We start from the raw sequence: 22,415 nt of genomic DNA, 5'->3' as shown, positions 1-22,415 counted from the left end.
CTAGGCCTCCTTGGTCGTAGAAATAGAATCGGACGATACTTCGACAGGTCCGCCAAAAGTACGGGCAGCTGCGGCTCCACCGGCAAGCGGAGTCGCCATCTGGGCTTTTGTGCGTCGTGGTGCCGAAACGGGAAGTTCAAAGGCAAAGCCCATCGCAAGCAAAAACCACGTAAGCGTATAGGTTGCAACCAGAGCGGCAACAAGGCCGCCCATCACGGCGCGTTGGGAAAATACGCTACATGCAGCCACAACCAGCACCGGAACCTCGCAGGCAGAAAGCGCAAGCACACCCTGCAGGAACCCCGAGCGCCGATTGCGCGCAAGTGCCCCCGCGGTAACGCCGGCTATGCCTGGCAGCGCCAACGCCAGTGCGGCAATAATACTCGGTAGCGACCCAGACCACACGAGCGATCCCAAAGTCGCCGTCACGCGGGCGCCCGACGCCAGCAGCGCGGCCGAAACCACGACCACAGCCCAAACCACGCCACAGACGACCGTCGCGCCGACCATCAGCGCGCGACGAACCGCGCGGCCAGACGCATCCATGGGGCACGGCGTGAGCGGCTCGCCGCGAAGCGAACGACCGACATTTTGCGCATAGTGGTCACAAAACGCCGAGAGCGCCGCCTCGACCGCCGCCGGCTCGGGACGATCTTTTTGATGACTGGACAGACAGGCCATCACCACGTCGAACAGCTGGGCATCGACAAACGCCAGCGCATCGCGTAGCTCTTCGGAATCCGGCTCAAGCCCCAGCTGCTGGGCCTGCTCGGCCGCGGCGAGCGCCACATCGGGCTCACGACGAAGCAGCTGAGTCAAATCACAACCGGGCGCATGGGCACCAATGGGATAGTCGGGCCGTGTGTCCGTCTTGAGACGGTAGGGGCTGGCAATGTCGCGCGTCTTTTTGCGCGAACCCGAGGTGCCCGAAGTGCTCGGCGCGGCTTCGTATGGCACGACGCCGGCAATGAGCTCGTAAACCGTGCTTGCCGCGGCATAGACGTCAATCGCCGGCGACATACGCAAAGCGCGCAGGTCGGGAATATCGTCGGTGAGCATCTCGGGCGGGGCATAGGCAACCGTCGCGCGACGCAGCGTGGCATAACGCTCCGTAAACGACGCCTTGCCGCCGGTACCGGCCACGGCCGACGCAGGCTCAAGCGCCAGCGACGGGCCAAAGTCGATCAGGCACAGGTCAAAGGTGCCCTCGGCAAGCTGCCGGTCAAGCGGTAGACGCGCCGTACGCACCATAATATTAGCGGGCGAGATATCGCGATGGACAAAGCCCTCGCCCACCAGGCTCATACGGCAGAGCAGATCGAACAGGTCGCGACCCAGACGCGCCGCCACAAGCGGCGATAGGCGGCCGGCATCGTCCACGGCAAAGCGCGAGCGCAAGCGGGCGAGCGTCTCGCCCTCGACCCATTCCATGACAATTGCAGGCACACCGTCGACCTCGCCCCAGCCATAGAGGCGGGGAAAGCCCTTAAGGCCCGAAAGGGCGCGATGGCATTCGTATTCCTCGCGAAACGCCGCCTTGAACTTGGCGACCAGCGCCTCGTGAGCGGCATCGTCGTCAAACTCATCGCGCGTCGGCAAGATGAGCTGTTTGAGTGCCACGGCCTCGCCTTGGGCGTTGACGGCACGCGTCACGCGGCCGATACCGCCACGGCGCATGGTGGCATCGTCGGCAAACAGCATCGTAAAACGACGCAGATAGGCAGGCAGTTCGCCCTGACCGAGCGCAATGGCCGGCTCAAACCCGTCGACACGCGCCAGGCGCAGGCCGACCATGGGATCGCGACCGAGCGATTGTGGTGTGGTGGATGCAAGATCGGTCATCATAGGGCAAGCGCCGCCACGTTATTGTTGAAGTTACCGAGCGCGACGTCATCATCGCCGTAATGGCCGACCCATTGACATAGGTTGGTGTAACAGCCCCACAGATTGGCATACTGCTGATACCACTTTGACCGGGGCGAGAATGTCTGACGACCGAACTCGGCTCGAATGACAAACATCTCCCCGACCAGGCTGTCGCACGGCCTGGGATCTCCCGTAGAGTTATAGGTCGAGACCACGTCATTGGCACGAGAAACATAGCCGTCGAGCATGTTGTACTTGGTCACAAGCCAGCTGTGAATGCTCTCTTCCTCAGCAGCGGAAAGGCCACCGGAGTTTGCATCGTTGTCAGTGTTGCCGCCCGTCGAGCCGCCGTTTCCAGACCCTCCGGCAGAGGAACCCGACCCAGAGCCACCGCCCGAACTCGACGAATCCGAGCCGGAGCCAGAAGTATCCGAGCTACCGGGCTTTCCGGACTGCTGGGCGTCCTGCTCCTTCTGCTGCTCGACCTTATTCACCGTTGCCGCCACGCTATTGTTGGACAACCGATCGATGATCTTGGTGTTGGTGAGCACGATGGTTTTGCCATTGGCAAGCGTGACTTCGTTGTCCGGGGCCTCGGCGCCGTCCGCGTCGCCGGTGCCAAACACAATATGCGCGACCACACTTGCCCAAGCATATCCAGTCGTGGTCCCCAGGTCACTTTTGACCTCATGCCCCACGCGCGGTTCGCGTGCGGCATGTGCCTGCATCATGGACGGCACGGTCATGCCATAGGCAGAAACGCCAGCTATGACCAGCACCAGCGAGCAAGACAGCAGTGCGTACGCCCGCGGCGCCAAGCCCAGTCGGCGTCGCATGCGCACCGCGGCGCCGCGCTTTGTCTGAGTGCCACCGGGCCGCATGCGTTCTCCTCCAACAAAAACACGCCGCTCGGGAGCGGCGCATTCATTCGAATCCATATTTGAGTGTATCAGCGAACCCAAAAGGTTGCGCAACGAATGGGCAAATTAAGGATGCGAGTGGAAGCATCCATGCGATAAGCGGATACAAAGCATCTTTGTTGCACAACAAACTTACAGTCGCACGGGGAAATTATGGCTACCCCGTGCGTCGCGATGAAGACATACGGCAGGAGCAGGCTCGCCACCTAAATCGTGCGACGGGCCTCGATGGCGCGCCCAAGCGTAAGCTCGTCGGCATACTCCAGGTCGCCGCCCACGGGAAGGCCGCTCGCCAGACGCGATACCTCAACGCCCAGCGGCTTGATAGTGCGGGCCAGGTAGCTCGCCGTGGTCTCGCCCTCGATATTGGGGTTGGTGGCGATGATGACCTCGTGGATGTCCTCGTGGCCCAAGCGTGCCAGCAGCTCACGAATGTGCAACTGCTCGGGACCAATCTTGTCCATGGGACTGATCACGCCGCCCAATACGTGGTAGAGACCGTGGTAGCTGCCCGTGCGCTCAATCGCCTGGACATCGCGCGGCTCGCCCACCACGCAAATGCGAGTGGTATCGCGCATCGAATCCTGGCAGATGGAGCACTCGTCGGCCGTGGCGTAGTTAAAGCAGCGGCTGCAAAAGTGAACCTCCTGCTTAACCTCCAGGATAGCCTCGGCCAGGCGGCGCGCCTCCTCGGCATCGGCCTCGAGCAGGTAATAGGCGATGCGCTGGGCCGACTTGGGACCAATGCCCGGCAGACGGCCCAGCTCATCGAGCAATTTTTGCAGACTATGGTTGGCACTCATATATATGCGTGTCTTAGAACGGCATGCCCGGGATGTTGAGGCCGCCGGTGATGGCGCCCATCTGCTTGTTGGCGAGCTCGTTGACACCGCGGACGGCCTCGTTGACGGCAGCCATGATCATGTCCTGCAGCATATCGACGTCCTCGGGATCGAGGGCATCGGGGTCGATGGTGAGGTTGACGAGCTCCATCTCGCCGTTAACGGTCACCTTGACCATGCCGCCGCCGGCAGAGGCGTCGACGGTCTGGGACTTAAGGTTTTCCTGCGCGGCGGCAAGCTGCTCCTGCATCTTGCGAGCCTGCTTCATCATTTGCTGCATGTTCATACCGGCCATGATGGCTCCTTTACGTGCGGCCGCGCGACAAGCTGCAAGGGCAGCCGGAGCGCGACGGGACTTTCAAACTCAAAAATCGTACCACGGCGCGGGGCAAGCAAGCGGGGCGGACACGCTACCTCAGTCGATATACATGTCCTTGAGCGTGACGCACGCCCAAGATTATGCAAGGTCGAATTATGCAAGGTTGCATAATTATCTCAAGCTACATCTAGCAGAGCTGGAACCAGGCAGTTTATGCGTAGGGCTACAAGGCTACATGGCAAAATGCCGAGCCGCTGCTCGAGGCGGCACGCATGGCGGCTGGGTATAATTTGATTGTCATAGATGACGATTTGGAGGTGCCCTCGTGAATGTCCCAGCCGTACTCCAAAACATCCGCTCAAAACACCCCGTTGCATATGTGGTTCTCTATCTCTTTGTCGTCTGGGTATTACTGGTTATCATCACCCATGCCATAGCTTTTGGAGCAGAACTGCTGATAGCCAGCTCGGACCAGCCCGTCGTCAAATGGGAGACGACCGATGAATGCACCGACGGAACCCGAACCATTTACTACAACAGCCCGTCCCTCTACCAAGAGTTCAAGGTCAAGATAAAGGACTCCAAGATTGTCGATGCCGAACTGGGCTCTTTATTTACAATCGGAGCAACCGTCAACGCCGAGCAAGTCGAGTACACGGACAGCCATGCGACGTATCGTATCGACCTCAGCATCCTAGGCCGACCGTCACGCGCCTGTCTGCTCGAATGCGATATACGCGGCACCACGTTGCACATGTCCGAAATACAGATGCGCCCGGGCAAGGGGTTCTCTTCTTGAGCAGTATACCCGCCTGCGCAGCTACTCCACCGGCTTGAAGATGGTGGACTGGCCGAAGACGCTGCGGATGAGGGCTTTGGCCTCGTCCTCGGTCTGCGGGATGCTCGGGGCTGCACCCTGATGGCCGAAGGGGCCGCCCGCACCGGAGTTGGACTCCCAGGGAGCTGCAGGAGCGTCCTCCTCTTTGGGGGCAGTTGCAGCGGACTTGGGCGCGGACGCCGCACCCGGCACGTCGAACGGAGGCAGATCGTCCCCACCAGCATCGGCAACAAAACCGCCAACCATGGCATCGTCGTAGGGAACCTGCTCGGATTCCCATGGCGCAGACGGCGCGGCGGGCTGAGCCTTGGGAGCGGACGCACGCTCGGGCGCTCGGGGCGCGGGCTCGGTCGGGAGCTTGCCCGTGGCAGGAGCGCCGGCGGGGTTGTCGGAGCGCAGCCAGGGGGCTTTGCCCAGGTCAGACGACTTGGGCGCGGGCGAGGCAGGCTTGGGCGCGGGTGTCGGAGCAGCCGGTTTGGCCATGACGGGCTTAGGCGCCGACGGGGTCGGCGCCGCTATCGGTGCTGCTTTTGGCTGCGTCGCGCTGGCGCTCGAGGATGCAGGGGCCGCCGAGGACACGGGTTGCGGGTCCGCAGATACCGCAGCCCGTGCAGATGGAGAATGCTCCTCATGTTGAGGAGCCGGCGTGCCACCCCCATCCAGGACATAGTCGACGGTACGACGACCGAAGACCGCACTGACTGTCGGCAGGACCACCGACTGCGTGTCGGCGCGTCCAAGCATCTTGATGGCAAAGGTCGAGCCCGCGGGGAACGAGACCGTGAGCCTGGAGCCGTCGTCAGCCGTGGCGCGGGCATTGAGCAAAAGCCCCGCGTAGGAAGCCTGACGCGCCTTGACACGCTCGACAACCTCGGCCCATTTGCGCTGCAGCTCTCCGGCATCCTCGACCGCGGGCGTCTCGGCAGTACCGGCGGCGGCAACCTGGGCGGCATTGTTGGACTGGGGCTTAGGTGCCGGAGCGGTGGCAGGCGCGGGAGCCGCAACGGGCTGAGGCGTCGGAGTCGGCGCAGGCTGAGGTGCAGGCGCTGCAGGCTTGGAAGCTGACACGGACGCAGAACGGGACGCAGGCTGGGCAGCCGGAACAGCAGCACCACGGTCCCAAGGCATACCGCCCTGGCGCGCGGACGTAGCAGCGGGGGCAGCGGATGCCGCCGGAGCGGCAGCACGAGCGCCCGAAATTAGCGTCGGCTGTTGGGCAGCAGCGGGTACGGATGCTGCAGGCGCGGCGGCCTGAGCAGCAGCCACGCTCGCCGGCACGGCGCCGTTGGCAACCATGGCCTCCAAGCGGGCCACGCGCTCGGCCAATGCCTCAATCGTTAAATCGGCCTCGGGACGTGCCAGGCGCGTGCAGGCGATCTCGAGCACCAGGCGCACGTCGCTCGCGCCCCTCATCTCCAGTGCGGCATCGTCGAGCACCGTCAGCACACGGGCCAGGCGGTCGGCAGGATGCTCGCCAAAGGCAGCGGCCTCGGCAGCAAGCGCCTCGGCCTGCTCGGAGCCGCCCTCAAACAGCTCGGCACGGGCACCGGCAACGCAGGCAACGTACACGTCACGCACATGCGCCACCAGGTCGCGCGTCAGCTCCAGCAGGTCGTTTCCTTCCTCGACCTGCGCACGGATCAGTCCATAGAGCTCGGCAACATCGCGATCGGCAATGGCGCGGGAAAACTCGCCCAGAATCTGGTCCGAAACCTCGCCTAAAAGCGAGCGGGCGTCGTCCGCATGCACAGAACCGTTGCCAAAGACGCTCAGCTGCTCCAGCGTGGACAACGCGTCGCGCATACCGCCCTTGGCATGGCGCGCCACGATAGCCAGCGCCTCATCGTCGTAATCGAAGCCCTCCTGCTCGCACACGTATGCCAGGCGACGCTCGATATCCTCGTTGCCGATGCGATGGAAATCGAAACGCTGGCAGCGCGAGAGGATGGTCTCCAGAATCTTTTGCGGGTCGGTGGTGCACAGCACAAAGATCACGTGTGCCGGCGGCTCCTCGAGCGTCTTGAGCAGCGCGTTGAACGCCGCCGTCGTGAGCATGTGGACCTCGTCGATGATATAGATCTTGTACTTGCCGCGCACCGGGGCAAAGTTGACGGAGTTGATGATTTCCTCGCGCACATTGTCCACGCCCGTGCGGGAGGCGGCATCGAGCTCGTAGACATCGGGGTGGTTACCCTCGGCAATGAGCTCGCACTCCTCGCAAGTACCGTCGGGCATGCAGCCGCTTGCACCCTCGGCGCGCGCCGCCTCGGCATTGCGACACAGTAGCGCCTTGGCCAGAATGCGCGCCATGGTGGTCTTGCCCGTGCCGCGCGGTCCGCAGAACAGGTAGGCGTGGGACAGGCGCCCCTCGGTGATAGCGTGCTCGAGCGTCGAGACGATATGCTGCTGGCCCACCACGGAGTCAAAGGTGAGCGGGCGATACTTTCGGTACAACGATTCCATGGGTGCTCCCCCGGGTATACTGAGTCTTGTTGCCGCGGCGGCCATGCGGTCGCACGGCATACTGCATTCCATAATAACCCGTACGGCGAGCCCGCCGCGATAGGAGTCCAAAGAGCATGGCAGACGCAGAGAGCAACCTCGTTCCCTCCGAAGCAGCCGACCAGGTCGAGGTCGCGCTCGAGGAGCAGGCCGCAGCCGACGACGGCATCCTGTACCTCAACGAGTACCAATACGAAAACGACCTCGTCACCGACTTCGCCCGCCTGGTCGCCTCGCCCAGGCGTCGCGGCTCGCTGTATGTCGCCGCGGCAATTGCCGCGCTCATCGGCATCGGCATGCTGGTGGCCGGCGGCAACTGGATCAAGTTTGGCGTCGTCTTGATCGTATTCGGCGCCTTTTTGGCCTGGTGGAGCAAAAACCTGCACCACACCCTCGCCCGCGACTTTATCGACGCCGTTGAGGCCGACGAGTCCATGGGTGGCCGCTATCGCCGCGTCGCCGCCAACGAGGACGGCCTGATGGTTTGGGGCACGAGCGGCAAGTCGCAGTTCTTCCCGTTTGAAAAGCTCGACCACGTGCTCGACGGCGAGCGCATCTTTGTAGCCATGTTCGCCGACCAGGGCGTGACGATCCCTAAGGACACCTTTGTCCGCGGCAATGCCGAGCAGTTTGGCACCTTCCTTAAGGCGCGCATTAACAAAAAGCTCCGCATCGAGACCAAGAAGAAGAAAATGAAGGCCGAGAAGGCTGCCGCCGAGGCCAAGCGGAGCGACAAGGCCGACAAGCCCCAGGATAACAAGGGCAAGCGGCGCAAGCAGAAGAAGAGCAAGAAGAAGCGCTAGGGCCGAGCGCCACTGCGAAGGGAATCTCATCCCGCTTCAGCGTAGGATGAGGCTCCCCCAACAGGGCCTTCGAGCTATTTAACTTCAAACCTGAAGAGCCTTCGCTCCGGCAGATCGGTCATCTTCATCGTATAGGTCCCGGGAAACGCTTTCTCAAAACGGACGGTCTCGTAACCTTCGAAATAGTCGTTGGTGTTTTGCATCATGAATGGGACGAGTAACTCGTTCTCCGCCCCAACCTGTACAGCAAACGCAGCAGAACCGCCCAGCACCGGCATTGCCTGCGTTATCAGATCGGTATTGACCACAAAGTCATAGTTTGGCGCAGACTCCGGCACCAAATGCCAAACATACGCTTTAATTCCGCCTTCGACATTGTCCTTATTCCTGACACGCATCTTTACGGCGATAACACACGTGATGTCGGCGTCCTTCAATTTCGTTTTCGTATCTACGATGCCATATTTTGAATAATCATCATGCGCACGCTTGAGATACTCGCGCGGCGTGAGCAGCTCTGCCCCGTCTATGCAAAACGAATACCCGTCAGTCGCCACATCCTTCGACCCCAGAAACGCCCCATCCATCGAGAGCCATTCGCCCTCCGCGTAATATTTTTCAGGAATGACTGTCCGGTTCCCGTTAACGACGCTCACCCTCATGCCCGCAAGGCCGGTAACAGCACAGCCAAAAAGCGCGAGCATCGACCTTCTCGTCAACAGGGCCTTCTTCATCGCGCTCACGACCTTTCCCGAACTTTCACAACGGCACCGTCGCGCATGCAGTAAACACGATCGGCTAGCTCCTCGAGCACCTCTCCGTCATGGCTAGACAGAAGAACCTCGCGACCCGTTGATGCCGCCATCGCCACAACGCGCTTGAGCATTTCCACGCCCGCTTCGTCGAGGGCATTCGTTGGCTCATCGAGAACAAGCAGCTTCGGCTTTTCCATAATTGCCGCAGCTATTCCCAGACGCTGCTTCATCCCAAGCGAGTATGCTCGAAACTTCTTTTTTTCGTCTGCATCGAGCCCCACGAGCCGCAGGGCAGAGCGAATGTCCTCGGGGGTGGCAACGCCATTGATTTGAGCTATGAGCTCCAGATTGTCGTAACCAGACAGATATCCTAAAAAGGAAGGCGCCTCTATCAACATCCCCAGACTCGGCGGAAACGAGATATCCGCCCCAAGTCTTTGGCCATCGATAATAATCTCGCCCTCGGTGGGTCTAATCAATCCGCAGACCGCTCGCATGAGCATGGTCTTACCCGAACCGTTTATCCCCTGAAGCCCGACCACAGTCCCAGGGTCAACCTCGATAGACACGTTGCGCAGGACATCGTTTTTGCCCATGCGCTTCGATACGTCCCTAACGATCACACTCATATCTTGTCCCTCTTTTCGATAAGGTCGGCCCTTCGAAACCACAGTCCACCCAACGATAGGCATAACGACATAATCACAATTGAAAACAAGCCACTCGAGCCCGTCGCAATTCCTTCTTTGACGATTCCACCCCAGCGCAACAGCATCAAGGCATTTCCCAGTAGCGCCCAATGCCGCGCATATGCCGAACAGATCAGGTAGCTCATTACAACCGCAAATGAAACTGACGGCCCAAGCACAAACCCAACCGTTGCCTGCACAAACGCAAGCGCCTCAAAAGCAAGAAAGAGACCTGCGAAAAACGGCAGTGCACCTGCTTCGCTCGCCTTGAGAAACCACGGCGCCAAATTAGCCAGCTGAAGCGACTCGCCATGGATGACCGCGCTGAACGAGGCACTCACCATCAAGCTCCAAATCACAACAGAGCAAACCACCACGAGCAGCGAAAATGCTGTTATCGCCGCCACTGAGATAAAACGCGAGACCCACCAAAGGGTTCTCGCCCGGCATCGGACAAGCGTTTGCAAACCAAACCCGTGCAACGATTCGGCGGGATAATCGAGTGTTGTATAGAGAATAAGCAGAATGAGAAATAGCCATCCTAGCGGAGGCACAAACATGACCCCGGGCCTAGGCTCAAACGGAGCAGATCCGGCAAACACGAGCGCAAGATTGTCCGCAAACCCCAAGGCATCCGTCCTGACCCCATACACAGAAGACAAACCGTAGGCGTACACCAGGTTCGCAACGGTCACTGCCGCAATCGCAATAAAGGTAATGATGTTCTTCTTCAAAACGGTCCTCAGGTCCGCGGCGACCAGCCTAAACAGCATCAGACCATCTCCCGCCTTTTCCACGCCCCAGAAAAAGCCAACGAAGCAAGGGTCAATAATATGATTTCCGCAAAACCGGCTCGAATGTCTGGCCAGTTATTCAGCGATTCCGACCTGATGCTGTTGAAGATATTGCAGTTAAACCCCACACAAGCCATTACGCCGAAGATCCAGCCATTTGCAAAATGCCACGCAACCATTAGCAGATACGGGACAATTATCGCTTTGATTCTGCTACGAAACAAAATTGAGAAGCCAGTTACAGCCATGGATAAAGTCCCGAGCGTGACCGCATCGAACAGCGTGTATGCAAGCACATATAACAAAGGATGTGAATAAAATAGACCGGAGAAATAGCTATGTAGGTAAAGCCCTACGTAGGTCGACTCATCGACCCGAGGAAGATACGCAGGAAAAAGCATCGAGACAATCAGGAAATTGACGAGCAGAGGAATGGCAGTCACTGTAAACGCGGAGAGGAAAGCAGACAGCACCTTTACGTTCACGTATGCCTTTCTGGAAACGCGCGTGCATATCTGCATGTCATAACCACTCAAACGCTCAAAGAGGCACGACCAAGATCCGGCCAACATTGCAAGCAGGGGCAGTGCATAGAAAAACACCGACGCAGACAGTGGCGCGTTCGCGCTCACAACAATCCAGTTACCGAAGCTGCTTTCACGTGTTTGACCGAGATAGTTTTTGGCTTGCATGCCAACGCCGTAACCAAAAGAAAGAAGGTTGTGACGTTCTTTTTCCAAATTTGCCCACGGCTCCAGCGCAGCAGCTATTGCAACTGCGACTGCAATCAAGAGAGCAAAGATAAAAGCTGGGCGTCTTATCGTTTTCGACAGCTCATATCTTACGAGCCTTTGGTTCATACGTCCTCCTCCCCCTTCCGACCCAGAAAGCCGGAAGGGAGCCAATTCAAACAACTATGCGGGAAGCTTGCGGAAATGCCCGACGCAGTCGGGGCTCCATACACCAATAACAGTGCCGTAGCCAGACTCCGCCCATGCAGTCAGTCGCGCCGCAGATCGCCCGTTCTCACGGACGAGGTTATACATTTCCCACTGTCCCTTGTGATTCGAACGATACGTTCCCTGAGTACAATTCATGCTGCCGCTACCGCTTGTGTTATACGCACCGTCTGTATATAACCGAAGCGGATTTCCCGTATAACCTTGGATATCCAGATAGAGCGATGAGGAATCATCCTTTTGACGGTAGCCAGTTGCACTCGTCCCGGCACATTGAAAACTAAATGCCCTATCGGCATTGTTCGTACAGGTCGTAATTCCCGTATCGGCGTTTTGAGTAATGCTAGAAACCTGAGAGGTGTCAAACTCCTCTTGCGCGAACGATGCAGCGGGAACCCCTAGGGACAGACCCGCAGCAATCGCCAACCCGACTCCGATTCGAGTAATAGCGCTCCTTGGCTTAATCATGGCCTTCTCCAATCAAAAGCGGCTAACAATGCGTCGACGCACAGCAACCTTTGCATGAATGGAGAAAGATGTCTGTAAACACTCGCTATTGAGTTGATAATCCAGGCGTTTACACGTTATCTACCTGCGATAACAATGAAATAAGCTCTGCTTTGTTCTTGATCTTCAACTGGCGATAGGACGCGGATCGCAGCGCTTGCACCGTAGATGCAGCGTAACCGACATCCTCCGCAATGGCCTTTGTCGTTGCCCCCTCTGCCGTCATCAGCAAAATTTGCGACTGAACATCAGAAAGGGAGCGCGACGTAAGCAGGGCCAGCTGGCGCACGCGGGCCGTTTCGGTGGACCCGTTCGCCCGGTACTCCAAGACGGCCTTCTCGTCCTCAACCGAGCGGGCGAGCGCGATGTGCGTAACGAACATGGGCACAGACCAGCAAACAATCACCGTTGCCACGACGACATTGACAGCCGAACTTTGCCCCAACAACGACGCGAGGAACAACGGCTCGAAAACCGTCAGATCCTGCACCATATTGAGCAAGACAGCCCAAACAGGAGCCGTCGCCCCGAAGCAAAGCATCCATATCCCAAGCATTTTGCGCTGCGGACAGCTTCGCATCACTATATATGTGAGCAGCACCCCCGTCAGCACCGCAAGTCCATGGATTCGCCCCCTAGCGACCGCATAGATTAAGGCAACCATGCCCATTGACACCAACGGCACGATAGCCCGAGCATGGGCATGCACCTTAAACGGACGCAGCCCAACAGCGAGCGAAGCCGTAGACGCCACGCCGCAAAACAGGACCGGCACAGCCATCAACGGAACGCGTATGCACATCAATGCCGCGATATAGATAAAAGACCATTCCACAGCAGATAGCACCGCCCATACGTACGGGCTTCCGAGCCAAATCGCTTCACCCGCTCTATCCAGCGCAGCGCCACGATTCGCTTTTCCACCCGCGTAGCGTAGCGACAGAAGCAGTCCGAGACCCAATGCGTAGCTTAAGAGGGAAAAGGCGACAGCCCGCGAAACACCGGACCCCCAATCGCTATCCGCCATTACCAAGGGCCCCGCCGCAAGGAGGATAAAGAATAATGTGAGCAGGTATCGAAACAGCCGGCGCGTTCGAGCTGATGCCACTATATCGTCAGCATGCCGCTGCGGTAGCTCATGCCCTACAGTATCGCCCTCACCCGCAAACAGCGCCACGAGCTCGCGTGAGCCCGCAACCGACGCCTTCCCGTATGCTCGGTGAAGCGTTGTTCTCACCGTCGATGGCTTCGTATCCGTCTCCTTGGCAATTTCCGCCGGCGTTTTCCCTTTGAGCAGCAGTCGAACAAACTGCTCTTCTCTAGGCGACAGGGCAGGGGAAAACACCCCCGCATCGAATGTGTCGGACGCACAGGCGATATCCGAATTGTTGTCCCGTTTCCCCCTTAGCAACATGCATACGAAGGCAGCAGCGATAACGGACCCCATCGCCAGCAATGCAATGACCACGGCATCGCTTGCGAAGTATGCCGCCTCAACAGCCGGAATAAGACCAATAGGAACTGCTACGAGCACAGAACAGGCAAACACGTCGCGCCGCCCATGGCCAAAGGCACGAGGGCGGCAAAACGGCGGGGCCACAGTCAATGCGAGATAGACCAACGGAATTAAAAGCGCAAGGCCAATTGACGCGGCCGTTACAGGGGGCATCCCCCATGGCTCGGGAACGACTCTCCATGAAACTCGACAGCAAAACAGCAGGCAAGACATGACGGCTATTGTTTCTGTAAAAATCGCGTCCTGCGGGTGACGAGTTTCCCTTTCGTCAGTCCGTGTCGACCTCTGCGTCAAAGGAGAGTCCGCCGTGCCCCAAATAACATATGAGAGAAGCAGCGACCCAACAAAGCACGAGACACACGAAACGCCATGTAACAACCAAATCGGTGCAAACACGATTGGAATAGAGTCTCCGCGAGCATAGAAAGCCAGGTCGGCCCATTCGGGAACCGTTGCAATAACACCAAGGAAAACACCGATGGCACCGAGATGCCTCGGCCTTCTCATTCCCCCCTTGCATAGCGCAGCACCATGAACAAACGCCGCGAGGCATGCGCCCAGGATAACGAGCCAGGTCATTGCACCTGACGCTAGGCCGATTGAAGATGAAAACCGGTGATAAGGGGTGACCGCCATTACGACAAGCGCAATGGCGCAGGCAAATGTAGCAGAACGGCGGGAAAAGAGCATACGGCCTCCATAGCGTGTCATTATATCGCTCGAGCCGCTCGTTTATCTCTGTTCTCACACCAGCCAGCATCAATGATTCAGGCGAACTCCAATCCGCGCCAGATCACGGTCCGGCTTTTGTTCGCAGTCCCCACATCAAAGCGGGATGCGGTTTCCTTTTGGACGCCGGTTCGGAAAGCGCATCCCGTTCCAGGGCAATATTCTGGGATGCAGTTTCCGCAGCCCACCCCATTTGGAAAGCGCATCCCATAATTTGGCTGAAAACTGAGATGCGCTTTCCAAACGAGCCGAAACGGGCCGAATCGATCGGGCCACCTCGCATCCCGCTATCCTCGCCATCTGCCCGAGCGTGCTACACTAGCAGCATCTATGCCACCGCGAACGGCTCGGCCCCGCGCCCGCCGCTCGCAAACGAACTTTAAACGCACGAGGGTTGGCCATGCCGCTTTTCTCGCAACATACCGCCCGGTTCTCGCCGGACGTTCCTTTGGAGGGCACCAGCTCTCGCGAGCTGCTCAAGCGGTACCAGCCGCTCGAGACACTTGCGACCGGCGGTTTTGGCTCCATCGAGATCTGCCGCGACACGCACCTGCGCCGCCGCGTCGCCATTAAACGCATCCCCCTTATCAACGGTGCCGGCATGCCCGCTAGCGACATCATGGATGTCCTGCGCGAGGCGCACACTGCCGCCATGCTTCAACATCCCAACATCGTGCAGGTCATCGACTTTACGCACGACACAGCCTATGCCTACCTGGTTATGGAATATGTCGATGGCATGTCGCTGGCCGAGTTTTTGCACCGCGCGGACGGCCACTCACTTACCTTTGACGAGGCCGCGGCCATTGCCGATGCCCTGGGCCAGGCGCTCACCTTCGCCCACAGTAATGGCGTACTCCACCTGGACATTAAGCCCGCCAACGTGCTCATCGACCACTCGGGCAATGTAAAGCTCACCGACTTTGGCATGGCGCGGCTGTCGTCCGCCGGTGGCTTTGGCGGCTCACGCGGCGGCACCATCGGCTACATGCCGCCCGAGCAGCTCGATATCGAGACCGGCACGGTCGACGAGCGCGCCGATGTCTTTGCCCTCGCCTGTGTGATCTACGAGGGCCTGTGCGGCAGCGCTCCTTTTATGGCGGCCACGCCCGCCGACTCGCTCGGCCGCATCATCGGCGGCGCCACCTATCCCAGCGAGCTGATACCACACTTTCCCCCGGGAGCCGAGGCCGCGCTCATGAGCGCGCTCTCCCCCATGCCGCAGGACCGCCCCAACAGCATCGAGGCATTTTGCGACCAGCTCCTTGCCGGTCTGGGCAGCGTGCGCGAAGGCCGTCGCAGCCTGGAGCAAATGGTTGGCGAACTTTCGGATGACGAGCAGGAGCTCGACGATATCGAGCCGTCGCACTACGAGGACGACACCATCGAAGTCGACCCCGCACTCGGCTGGGCAGGCACGCGCTGGAGCCATGCGCGCGACTACGCCATGCACGCTATCTCGGCGCTAACGTGCGGCGCCTTTAGCTTTTTGCTGATGCAGACGGCCGGCGTCGCGGCGCTTCCCGGCCTGGTCATTGCGGCTATCGCGATCGGAGCGGCGGCCGGCCTGGCCCCCCAGATTGGCTCGGCCATCTCGGCTGTGGGCTTTTTGGTGCTCATGGCAAACGCCACCATGCAGGCACAGGGCGTCCTGTCGATGTTGCCCGTCGCGGTGATCTTTGCCGCCGCCATGTCCGGTTGGTGGATCGCCTGGGGTCGCACCGAGGCTGCCGCGAGCGCCGCACTCACCTGTGCACTCGCGCTTGGCTGTCTGACCGGCAATACCTTCCTGGCAGCTGGGGTCACCGCCGGCGTCGCGTCATTTTGGCTCGGCCCGGCAAGCGCCGCCGCGGCAACGGGCATGGGCGCACTTTTTGCCCGTCTGGCCACGGTCGCGCTTTCAGCCGGAGGCGTGCTGGGGCTCGGTAACGTTGCCGCAGCGCTGGGAGACCCACTCCTTTGGGCTGCCTTTGTGCTGGTAGCGGCAACTGCCGCGGCGTCATCTGCGCTGCTCAACGCCCATGCCAAGCGTGCCGATCAGGGCTCAAACCTTGCCGTAATCGCCGCCATCGCTGTCGCCGGCATCGGCTGCGCAGCGGCGTCCTGTCTTGCACACCATATGGAAATTGCCAGCCTTGCAGCCGCGGTCGTCGCCAAGGCGGCGGTTGCGGGAACCCTATCCTCTATAATCGTTGGGATATGCCTATATTTGCTCGGATACCAAAGAACCTATACGGAGAGTGATCTTTCGTGAACTTCCTGAACATCTTCGAGGACCACGTGGCCGGCATCTTCGGTGCCACCCGTGCCCCGTTCTCCTTTAAGAAGCTTGCCAAGCAGGCCGCTCGCGACATGGAGGATCAGACTCTGGTGATCAACGGCGTCAACACGGCGCCGGCACTCTATACCATCCTGATCGCCGCCGACGACGATCCCATGCTCGCCCCGTTCTACCCCGAGCTTTCGCGCGAGGTCCGCGAGTTTGTGAAGGCGCAGGCCGAAAAGCGCCGCTATGTCTTTGTCGGCGAGCCCCTCGTGCGCTTTATGATCGACCCGCAGCTGCGCGCCGGCAAGTTCTCGGTCTTTGCCGAGAACGTCGATGCCCCCACGCTCGGCCGCCTGTACGAAGAAGAGCGCGCCTATCAAAACGGTCTGGGCCAAAACAACTCCGCGGCAAGCCGTGCCGCCAGCGCCCCGCGCGCCGGCCAGCAGCAGTTTGCTGCCCCGCAGCAGCAGCGCCCCGCCGCCATGCCCCAGCAGCAGCCGACGCCTCGCGCCGCCGCTCCCGACCCGCTTGCCGTGGCAGACCCCTTCGCGCCTAGCGTCCCCGACCCCGCCGCAGCACCCATCCCGGTGCCGCAGACCGTCTCGCGCGACGCGCTTGCCGGCATGGGCGGAGCCGCCGCGACCGGTGCCGCCGTGGGCCTAGGCGCCGCAGCCGGCATCGCCTCCAACATGGCGAGCACTCGCGCCCCGCAGCGCCCGCTCGCCCAGCTCGTCGACGTCGTGAGCGGCGAGAGCCATAGCATCACCTCCGCACAGGTGACTATCGGTCGCGAGCGCTCGGTTTCCGATATTGCCCTGCGCGACCCCAACGTGTCGCGCCGCCACGCCCAGCTCACCTTTACGGGCTCGGATTGGTCGATCGAGGACCTCAATTCCACCAACGGCACGCTCGTCAACAACCGCCGCATTACGCGCTGCCCGCTGCGCAACGGCGATCTGCTGACGTTTGGCCTGAGCACCTTTGAATTTAGGGGATAGTCGCTTATGAACATCGATATCGTCCTTTTTGCAGGCCGCATCGTCCTGGTCGCCCTGCTCTATATCTTCCTGTTCGCCGTCATGAAGACCGGCGTGGGACTTGTGCGCGGACAGCGCCGCGACTCGGCTATCTGGACGATCGATGTGGACAAGGGCCCGCGCGGCATCCGTGGCATCCACGTAGACATGCTCGGCCCCGTCATCGTCGGTCGCTCGCCATCTTCGGACATCTGCATCAACGAACCGTTCGTCTCGGCCTCGCATGCGCGCTTTTCGCTGCAGGGCCCGGCGCTCATCATCGAGGACCTCAACTCGCTTAACGGCACGCTCGTCAACGGCCGACAGCTCGTGGAGCCCGCGACGCTGCGCGAGGGCGACGAAGTCCAGATTGGCGATGTGGTCATGAAGGTGAACCGTCGATGATCGACGAGGAGAACAAGTCCGCAACTATGACCGAGGCACCGGCCGCCGCCACAGCTGCGCCGGCCCACGCCGCTCCGGCGGGCTCCGCACCCGCGGAGCCCGAGGACACCGTGTTCTCCCTGCCTCTTTCGCATGTAACGCATGATATTTCGGATCTCGCCGATAACGAGGACGAAGAGGATGCCGTAGCGGCGCCCATCGGCGCACATGCTGCGGAACAGCCCACAGCGCCCGAAGCAGCCCCGGCGCCGGCTCACTTTGCAGAGCCCGTCGCCGCGGCAATTAACGAGAGCGCTGCGGTGTTTGCGGCACCCGAGCCCGCCGCGCCGGCGTTTCCCATAGCCCCGGCATCCGAGGTTGCGCCCGCGTCTACGCCGGCGCCCGAGCCTATAGACGTCAGCCCGCAAGACGACGAGTCGACCGCCCGCGTGTCCGAGGAGCCCGACTCCCCGGACACCGGCGATTCCGAATCAAACGCCGAGACCGACACCGTCTCTCCCGGTGACACAGCCGAAATCGACGTTGCCGCCGTTGAGGCCAAGCTCAAAGACCCCGGCTCGACCATGAGCTTTGAGCCCCTGACCGAGGAGCGCATCGAGACCGACTCGACCTATGATGCCGGCACCACCACGCAACTCATGTGGGGCGCCCGCTCCGACGTTGGCTGCGTACGCCCGCACAATGAGGATTCCTACCTGGTGCAGTCGCCGCTCTTTTGCGTATGCGACGGCATGGGTGGTCACGCTGCCGGCGAGGTGGCCTCTTCCATCGCCGTTGAGACTATTGCCAAGACGGCCCCGCAGTCCGCCGACGCAGCACGCCTGGCGGCAGCCGTCGAGGCAGCTAACGCCGCCGTAATCGAGGCGGCCCTGAACGGCCTAGGCAAGCCCGGCATGGGTTGCACAGCCACTTGCGCCTATATCGAAAACGACACGCTCGCCATCGCCCACGTGGGCGACTCTCGCGCCTACCTGCTCCACGAGGGCACGCTCATCCGCGTGACCCGCGACCACTCCTACGTGGAGGAGCTCGTGGACGCCGGCGAGATCACGGCAGACGAGGCTCGCGTCCACCCCAACCGTTCGGTCATCACCCGTGCGCTGGGCTCAGACCCCGCCATGTATGCCGACCACTTCACTCTGCATATCGAGGAAGGCGACCGCCTGATCCTGTGCTCTGACGGCCTTTCGAGCATGATTCCCGATAGCGATATCGAGAACATCGCCACGCAGTCCTCAACCGCGCAAATCTGCGTCGACAACCTAGTGGACGCGGCGCTTGCCGCCGGCGGCCACGACAACGTGACCGTAGTAGTCGTTGACCTGGTTGACGATGGCGTTATGCGCGAGGCGCAACGCGTGCGTCGCCGCAACATTACTATCGCCGCCATCCTGGCCCTCGTCTTTGTGCTGGCAGCTGGCATCTGGGCCTACACGGGTGTCACCGGCTCGTACTACCTGGGTACCCACCAGGGCAATGTCGCCGTCTGGCGCGGCCTGCCCGGCAAGCCGCTCGGACTCAAGCTTCACTGGCTCGAAAGCGAAACCAGTATTAAGCTGTCCGACCTGCCCGAAGACACGCAAAACCGCCTCAAGGCGGGCATTCCGCAAACAAGTGTCGACGATGCGCAGGACACGATATCCAAGTACCGCCACCAGATCGACGAGGAGCAGACCCGCCAGGTGATCGACGCGCAAACGATTCGCGACAACACCAATCAGGGATCGACCTCCGAATCAGATTCCGAGAAAACCGCCGAACAGTCCGCCGAGGCCGAAGCCTCCGAAAAGAACTAGAAAGGGAGTGCCGCTTATGAGTCGCCGCAACACCGAGCTGCTCTTGCTCATCGCCTCGGCGTTCCCCGTCATCCTACTGTATGCGATGTACGTCCTCACCGCGGGCGCTGCCATCTCCTTTGAGACGCTCGCCGTACCGATCGGCCTCTTTGCCGCCTTTGCCGCGGCCCACATTGCCGTGCGCATCTTGGCGCCCGGTGCCGACCCCGCTATCCTGCCCATTGTCTTTGTGCTTTCGGGCATCGGCATCACGTTCGTGACGCGTCTCGCCCCCGCTCTCGCCATCTCACAGCTCATCATCCTGTTTGTCTCGGTGGCGCTCATGGTGGGAACGCTCGCGTTGGTTAAGAACCTCGACGTAGTCATGCGCTACAAGTACACCTTTGGCATTATCGGCATCATTCTGCTGATGCTGCCTATCTTTATCGGCACCACGATCTCGGGCTCCAAGCTGTGGATTCGCATCGCGGGCTTTACCATCCAGCCCGGCGAGTTCGCCAAAGTCTTTATCGTGCTGTTCCTGGCCGGGTACCTGGCCGAGAACCGCGAGCTGCTCTCCATCTCCAACCGCAAGATCCTAGGCTTTAAGATCCCTCGCCTGCGACTGCTGCTGCCGCTGTTTGCCGTGTGGGGCGTGTGCCTACTCGTTGTCGTCTTCGAACGCGACCTGGGTTCGGCCGTGCTGTTCTACACCATCTTCTTGCTGATGCTCTACGTTGCCACGGGTCGATTCTCGTATGTCGTTATCGGCCTTGCGCTCTTGGCCGTCGGCGCCGTGGGCGCCTACAAGTTCCTGTCGCACGTTCAGGTGCGCTTCCAAGTTTGGGTCGATCCGTTTAAGGACGCCCAGGGCCAGGGCTACCAGATCGTCCAGTCGCTCTTCTCGCTTGCCGATGGCGGTCTGGTCGGTGTTGGCATCGGCAACGGCATGGCCAACAACATCCCTGTCGTCGAGTCCGACTTTATCTTCTCTGCCATCGGCGAGGAGATGGGCCTTTTGGGCGGCGGCGCCGTGCTCATCCTGTTTATGCTCTTTGCCGTGCGTGGCCTCACCACGGCTGCCCGCGCTAAATCCGACCTCGCCGCCTTTAGCGCCACGGGCCTTACGGCCGCCATCAGCTTCCAGGCCTTTTTGATCGTGGGCGGCGTTACCCGCCTGATCCCGCTGACCGGCGTCACCCTGCCCTTTATGAGCCAGGGCGGTTCCTCGCTGCTGGCGAGCTTTATCATCGTCGCGCTCCTGCTGCGCGCCGGTGACGAGGCGACCGGACGCGAGGCCGAGCTTACCGGCACCGGCACCATGGCTGCCATCACCGATGATCAGGTCGCATCTGCCGCCGCCCCGACGGGCACGCGCTTTGCCACCTCGTCTTCCTACGGCAGCGGCAGCCATTCCGTCGGCTCGCGCATGCGCCGTCGCCTGCTCGACACGCCTGAATCCGGTGTGCTCGGCCGCGTTGCGCTCGCCAACCGTCTAACCCGTGCGGTGCTCGCCTTTACGGCGCTGTTCGCCATCCTTATCGGCAACCTCACCTATGTCCAGGTCATCAAGGCCAAGGACTATCAGGATATGCCGACCAACAACCACACTATCGCCCGCTCCAAGTACATCCAGCGCGGTTCCATCATCACGTCCGACGGCGTGACGCTGGCCGAGTCGCTGCAGCAGGAGGACGGCACCTACGTACGCTCCTACCCCAACGGCAACCTGGCAGCGCACGTGGTTGGCTACGTGAGCCAGCAGTATGGCACCACCGCCATCGAGAGTGTCATGAACGACACGCTCACCGGTTCTAAGGACTACTCCAGCTGGAACAACGCCATCGCGTCGCTCGCGGGCCAGACCCAGCCGGGCAACACCGCCAAGCTCACCATCGACTCGCGCATCCAGACGGCGGCCGAGCAGGCACTCAAGGGCTTTAAGGGCGCTGTAGTGGTCATCGACCCGCGTACCGGCGCGGTGCTCGCATGTGCCAGCTCGCCCACCTACGACAACACCAACATCGACGCCCTACTGCAGACGGGCGGCGGCGAGGACGGCTCTATGTACAATCGCGCCATGGACGCGCTGTACACGCCGGGCTCCACGTTTAAGGTCGTTACGCTTTCCGCGGCACTCGAGACCGGCACCGCCAGCCTTACCAGCACCTACCAGGCGCCCAGCTCCATGGACATCGGCAACGCGCCGGTCACCAACTATGCCAACGAGAGCTACGGCACCATCAGCCTGCAGCAGGCCTTTGCCGTGTCCTCCAACGTCGTCTTTGGCCAGGTGGCAAACGAAGTTGGCGCAAACACGCTCGTGCAGTTTGCCAACGCCTTTGGCTACGGCCAAAAGCTCGGCCAGGACCTGACCTCCACAGCCTCCATCATGGCCGACCCGTCGCTCATGACCGAGTGGGAGACCGCCTGGGCCGGCGCCGGCCAGCCTGTCGGCATGGACCACACGCCCGGCCCGCAGACCACCGTCATGCAAAACGCCGTGATTGCCGCCGCCATCGCTAACAGTGGCGTGGTCATGGACCCGTACTTTGTAGCCCAGGTACTCGCCCCGGACGGAACTGTGGTCAAGACCACGCAGTCCCGCTCGCTGGGTCAGGCCGTCAGCTCCGCCACGGCCGACCAGGTCAAGCAGGCCATGCTCGCCGTCGTCCAGTCCGGTACCGGCACCGATGCCCAGGTCCCCGGCGTCAAGGTCGCCGGCAAGACCGGCTCGGCCGAGACCGGCGGCACCAACGTCAACTCGATGTTCGTTGGCTTTGCACCTTACGATTCACCCACGGTCGCCATCTCGGTGGCCTTGGAGGATTACGACAAACACGACGTCAAGGCGGCCAAGATTGCCGGCATCGTCCTGACCGCGGCGCTCGCCGCACAGGGAGCGTGATGCCCA

General features: G+C 60.9%; 17 protein-coding genes. 7 read left to right on the top strand and 10 right to left on the bottom strand.

The window, feature by feature from the left end; genetic code table 11:
* From ACGHIZ_RS01150 to ACGHIZ_RS01135, 4 genes are all read right to left on the bottom strand, one after another.
* Positions 1–1,845, bottom strand: a complete 1,845-nt coding sequence (locus ACGHIZ_RS01150) for a serine/threonine protein kinase (protein WP_390448525.1) — start codon at positions 1,843–1,845, stop codon at positions 1–3.
* Positions 1,842–2,747, bottom strand: coding sequence for a hypothetical protein (locus ACGHIZ_RS01145; RefSeq protein WP_117564927.1), 906 nt, complete (start codon positions 2,745–2,747; stop codon positions 1,842–1,844). Before ACGHIZ_RS01145 ends, ACGHIZ_RS01150 begins: the two co-directional genes overlap by 4 nt.
* 245 nt (positions 2,748–2,992) lie before the next feature.
* Complete coding sequence (gene recR, locus ACGHIZ_RS01140; RefSeq protein WP_089573257.1) at positions 2,993–3,589, bottom strand: recombination mediator RecR; 597 nt, start codon at positions 3,587–3,589, stop codon at positions 2,993–2,995.
* Positions 3,590–3,602: 13 nt separating this feature from the next.
* Entirely contained in the window at positions 3,603–3,923 is a 321-nt protein-coding gene (locus ACGHIZ_RS01135) for a YbaB/EbfC family nucleoid-associated protein (protein ID WP_006235174.1), read from the bottom strand.
* A gap of 403 nt (positions 3,924–4,326) precedes the next feature.
* Here ACGHIZ_RS01135 and ACGHIZ_RS01130 point away from each other — a divergent pair, with 403 nt between their 5' ends.
* Positions 4,327–4,746: a hypothetical protein gene (locus tag ACGHIZ_RS01130; RefSeq protein WP_147352053.1), complete on the top strand. Its 420-nt coding sequence runs from the start codon at positions 4,327–4,329 to the stop codon at positions 4,744–4,746.
* A 21-nt stretch (positions 4,747–4,767) separates the two neighbouring features.
* Here ACGHIZ_RS01130 and dnaX read toward each other — a convergent pair whose 3' ends face one another.
* A complete protein-coding gene (gene dnaX, locus ACGHIZ_RS01125; protein WP_158551940.1) occupies positions 4,768–7,248 on the bottom strand; it encodes a DNA polymerase III subunit gamma/tau in 2,481 nt (826 codons plus the stop codon).
* Positions 7,249–7,364: 116 nt separating this feature from the next.
* Between dnaX and ACGHIZ_RS01120 the strand changes: the two genes are divergently transcribed.
* Positions 7,365–8,090 (top strand): hypothetical protein, encoded by a 726-nt coding sequence (locus ACGHIZ_RS01120; RefSeq protein WP_390448520.1) that lies wholly within the window; start codon positions 7,365–7,367, stop codon positions 8,088–8,090.
* A 74-nt stretch (positions 8,091–8,164) separates the two neighbouring features.
* Here ACGHIZ_RS01120 and ACGHIZ_RS01115 read toward each other — a convergent pair whose 3' ends face one another.
* The 5 genes from ACGHIZ_RS01115 to ACGHIZ_RS01095 all read right to left on the bottom strand — a co-directional run bounded on the left by ACGHIZ_RS01115 (position 8,165) and on the right by ACGHIZ_RS01095 (position 13,328).
* A complete protein-coding gene (locus ACGHIZ_RS01115; RefSeq protein ID WP_373205084.1) occupies positions 8,165–8,833 on the bottom strand; it encodes a hypothetical protein in 669 nt (222 codons plus the stop codon).
* Positions 8,830–9,474 (bottom strand): ATP-binding cassette domain-containing protein, encoded by a 645-nt coding sequence (locus ACGHIZ_RS01110; protein ID WP_270226961.1) that lies wholly within the window; start codon positions 9,472–9,474, stop codon positions 8,830–8,832. The genes ACGHIZ_RS01115 and ACGHIZ_RS01110 overlap by 4 nt, the downstream gene beginning before the upstream one ends.
* The gene (locus ACGHIZ_RS01105; RefSeq protein ID WP_147356338.1) at positions 9,471–10,268 is read right to left on the bottom strand and encodes a hypothetical protein; all 798 of its coding nucleotides are present in this window, start codon (positions 10,266–10,268) and stop codon (positions 9,471–9,473) included. The genes ACGHIZ_RS01110 and ACGHIZ_RS01105 overlap by 4 nt, the downstream gene beginning before the upstream one ends.
* A gap of 38 nt (positions 10,269–10,306) precedes the next feature.
* Positions 10,307–11,188: a hypothetical protein gene (locus ACGHIZ_RS01100; RefSeq protein ID WP_118098139.1), complete on the bottom strand. Its 882-nt coding sequence runs from the start codon at positions 11,186–11,188 to the stop codon at positions 10,307–10,309.
* A 676-nt stretch (positions 11,189–11,864) separates the two neighbouring features.
* Entirely contained in the window at positions 11,865–13,328 is a 1,464-nt protein-coding gene (locus ACGHIZ_RS01095; protein WP_390448516.1) for a LuxR C-terminal-related transcriptional regulator, read from the bottom strand.
* Between the two features lie 1,111 nt (positions 13,329–14,439).
* On the opposite strand from ACGHIZ_RS01095, the gene ACGHIZ_RS01090 reads away from it, so the two are divergent.
* Genes ACGHIZ_RS01090 through ACGHIZ_RS01070 form a run of 5 tightly spaced genes read left to right on the top strand, consistent with a single transcriptional unit; the run spans position 14,440 to position 22,409 of the window.
* Positions 14,440–16,293, top strand: coding sequence for a serine/threonine-protein kinase (locus tag ACGHIZ_RS01090; protein WP_117584196.1), 1,854 nt, complete (start codon positions 14,440–14,442; stop codon positions 16,291–16,293).
* Positions 16,290–17,303: an FhaA domain-containing protein gene (locus ACGHIZ_RS01085; protein ID WP_035136732.1), complete on the top strand. Its 1,014-nt coding sequence runs from the start codon at positions 16,290–16,292 to the stop codon at positions 17,301–17,303. Before ACGHIZ_RS01090 ends, ACGHIZ_RS01085 begins: the two co-directional genes overlap by 4 nt.
* A gap of 6 nt (positions 17,304–17,309) precedes the next feature.
* Positions 17,310–17,726: an FHA domain-containing protein gene (locus ACGHIZ_RS01080; RefSeq protein WP_006235180.1), complete on the top strand. Its 417-nt coding sequence runs from the start codon at positions 17,310–17,312 to the stop codon at positions 17,724–17,726.
* On the top strand, positions 17,723–19,522 hold the full coding sequence (locus tag ACGHIZ_RS01075; RefSeq protein WP_390448512.1) for a Stp1/IreP family PP2C-type Ser/Thr phosphatase: 1,800 nt from the start codon (positions 17,723–17,725) through the stop codon (positions 19,520–19,522). Before ACGHIZ_RS01080 ends, ACGHIZ_RS01075 begins: the two co-directional genes overlap by 4 nt.
* A 16-nt stretch (positions 19,523–19,538) precedes the next feature.
* The gene (locus tag ACGHIZ_RS01070) at positions 19,539–22,409 is read left to right on the top strand and encodes an FtsW/RodA/SpoVE family cell cycle protein (protein WP_390448509.1); all 2,871 of its coding nucleotides are present in this window, start codon (positions 19,539–19,541) and stop codon (positions 22,407–22,409) included.
* The last annotated feature ends 6 nt before the right edge of the window (positions 22,410–22,415 follow it).

The sequence above is a fragment of the Collinsella sp. i05-0019-G5 genome, from assembly GCF_042851345.1.
Taxonomy (GTDB): Bacteria; Actinomycetota; Coriobacteriia; order Coriobacteriales; family Coriobacteriaceae; genus Collinsella.
Note: the sequence above shows the minus strand (reverse complement) of the source record. Positions and strands in the feature narration are given on the sequence as shown.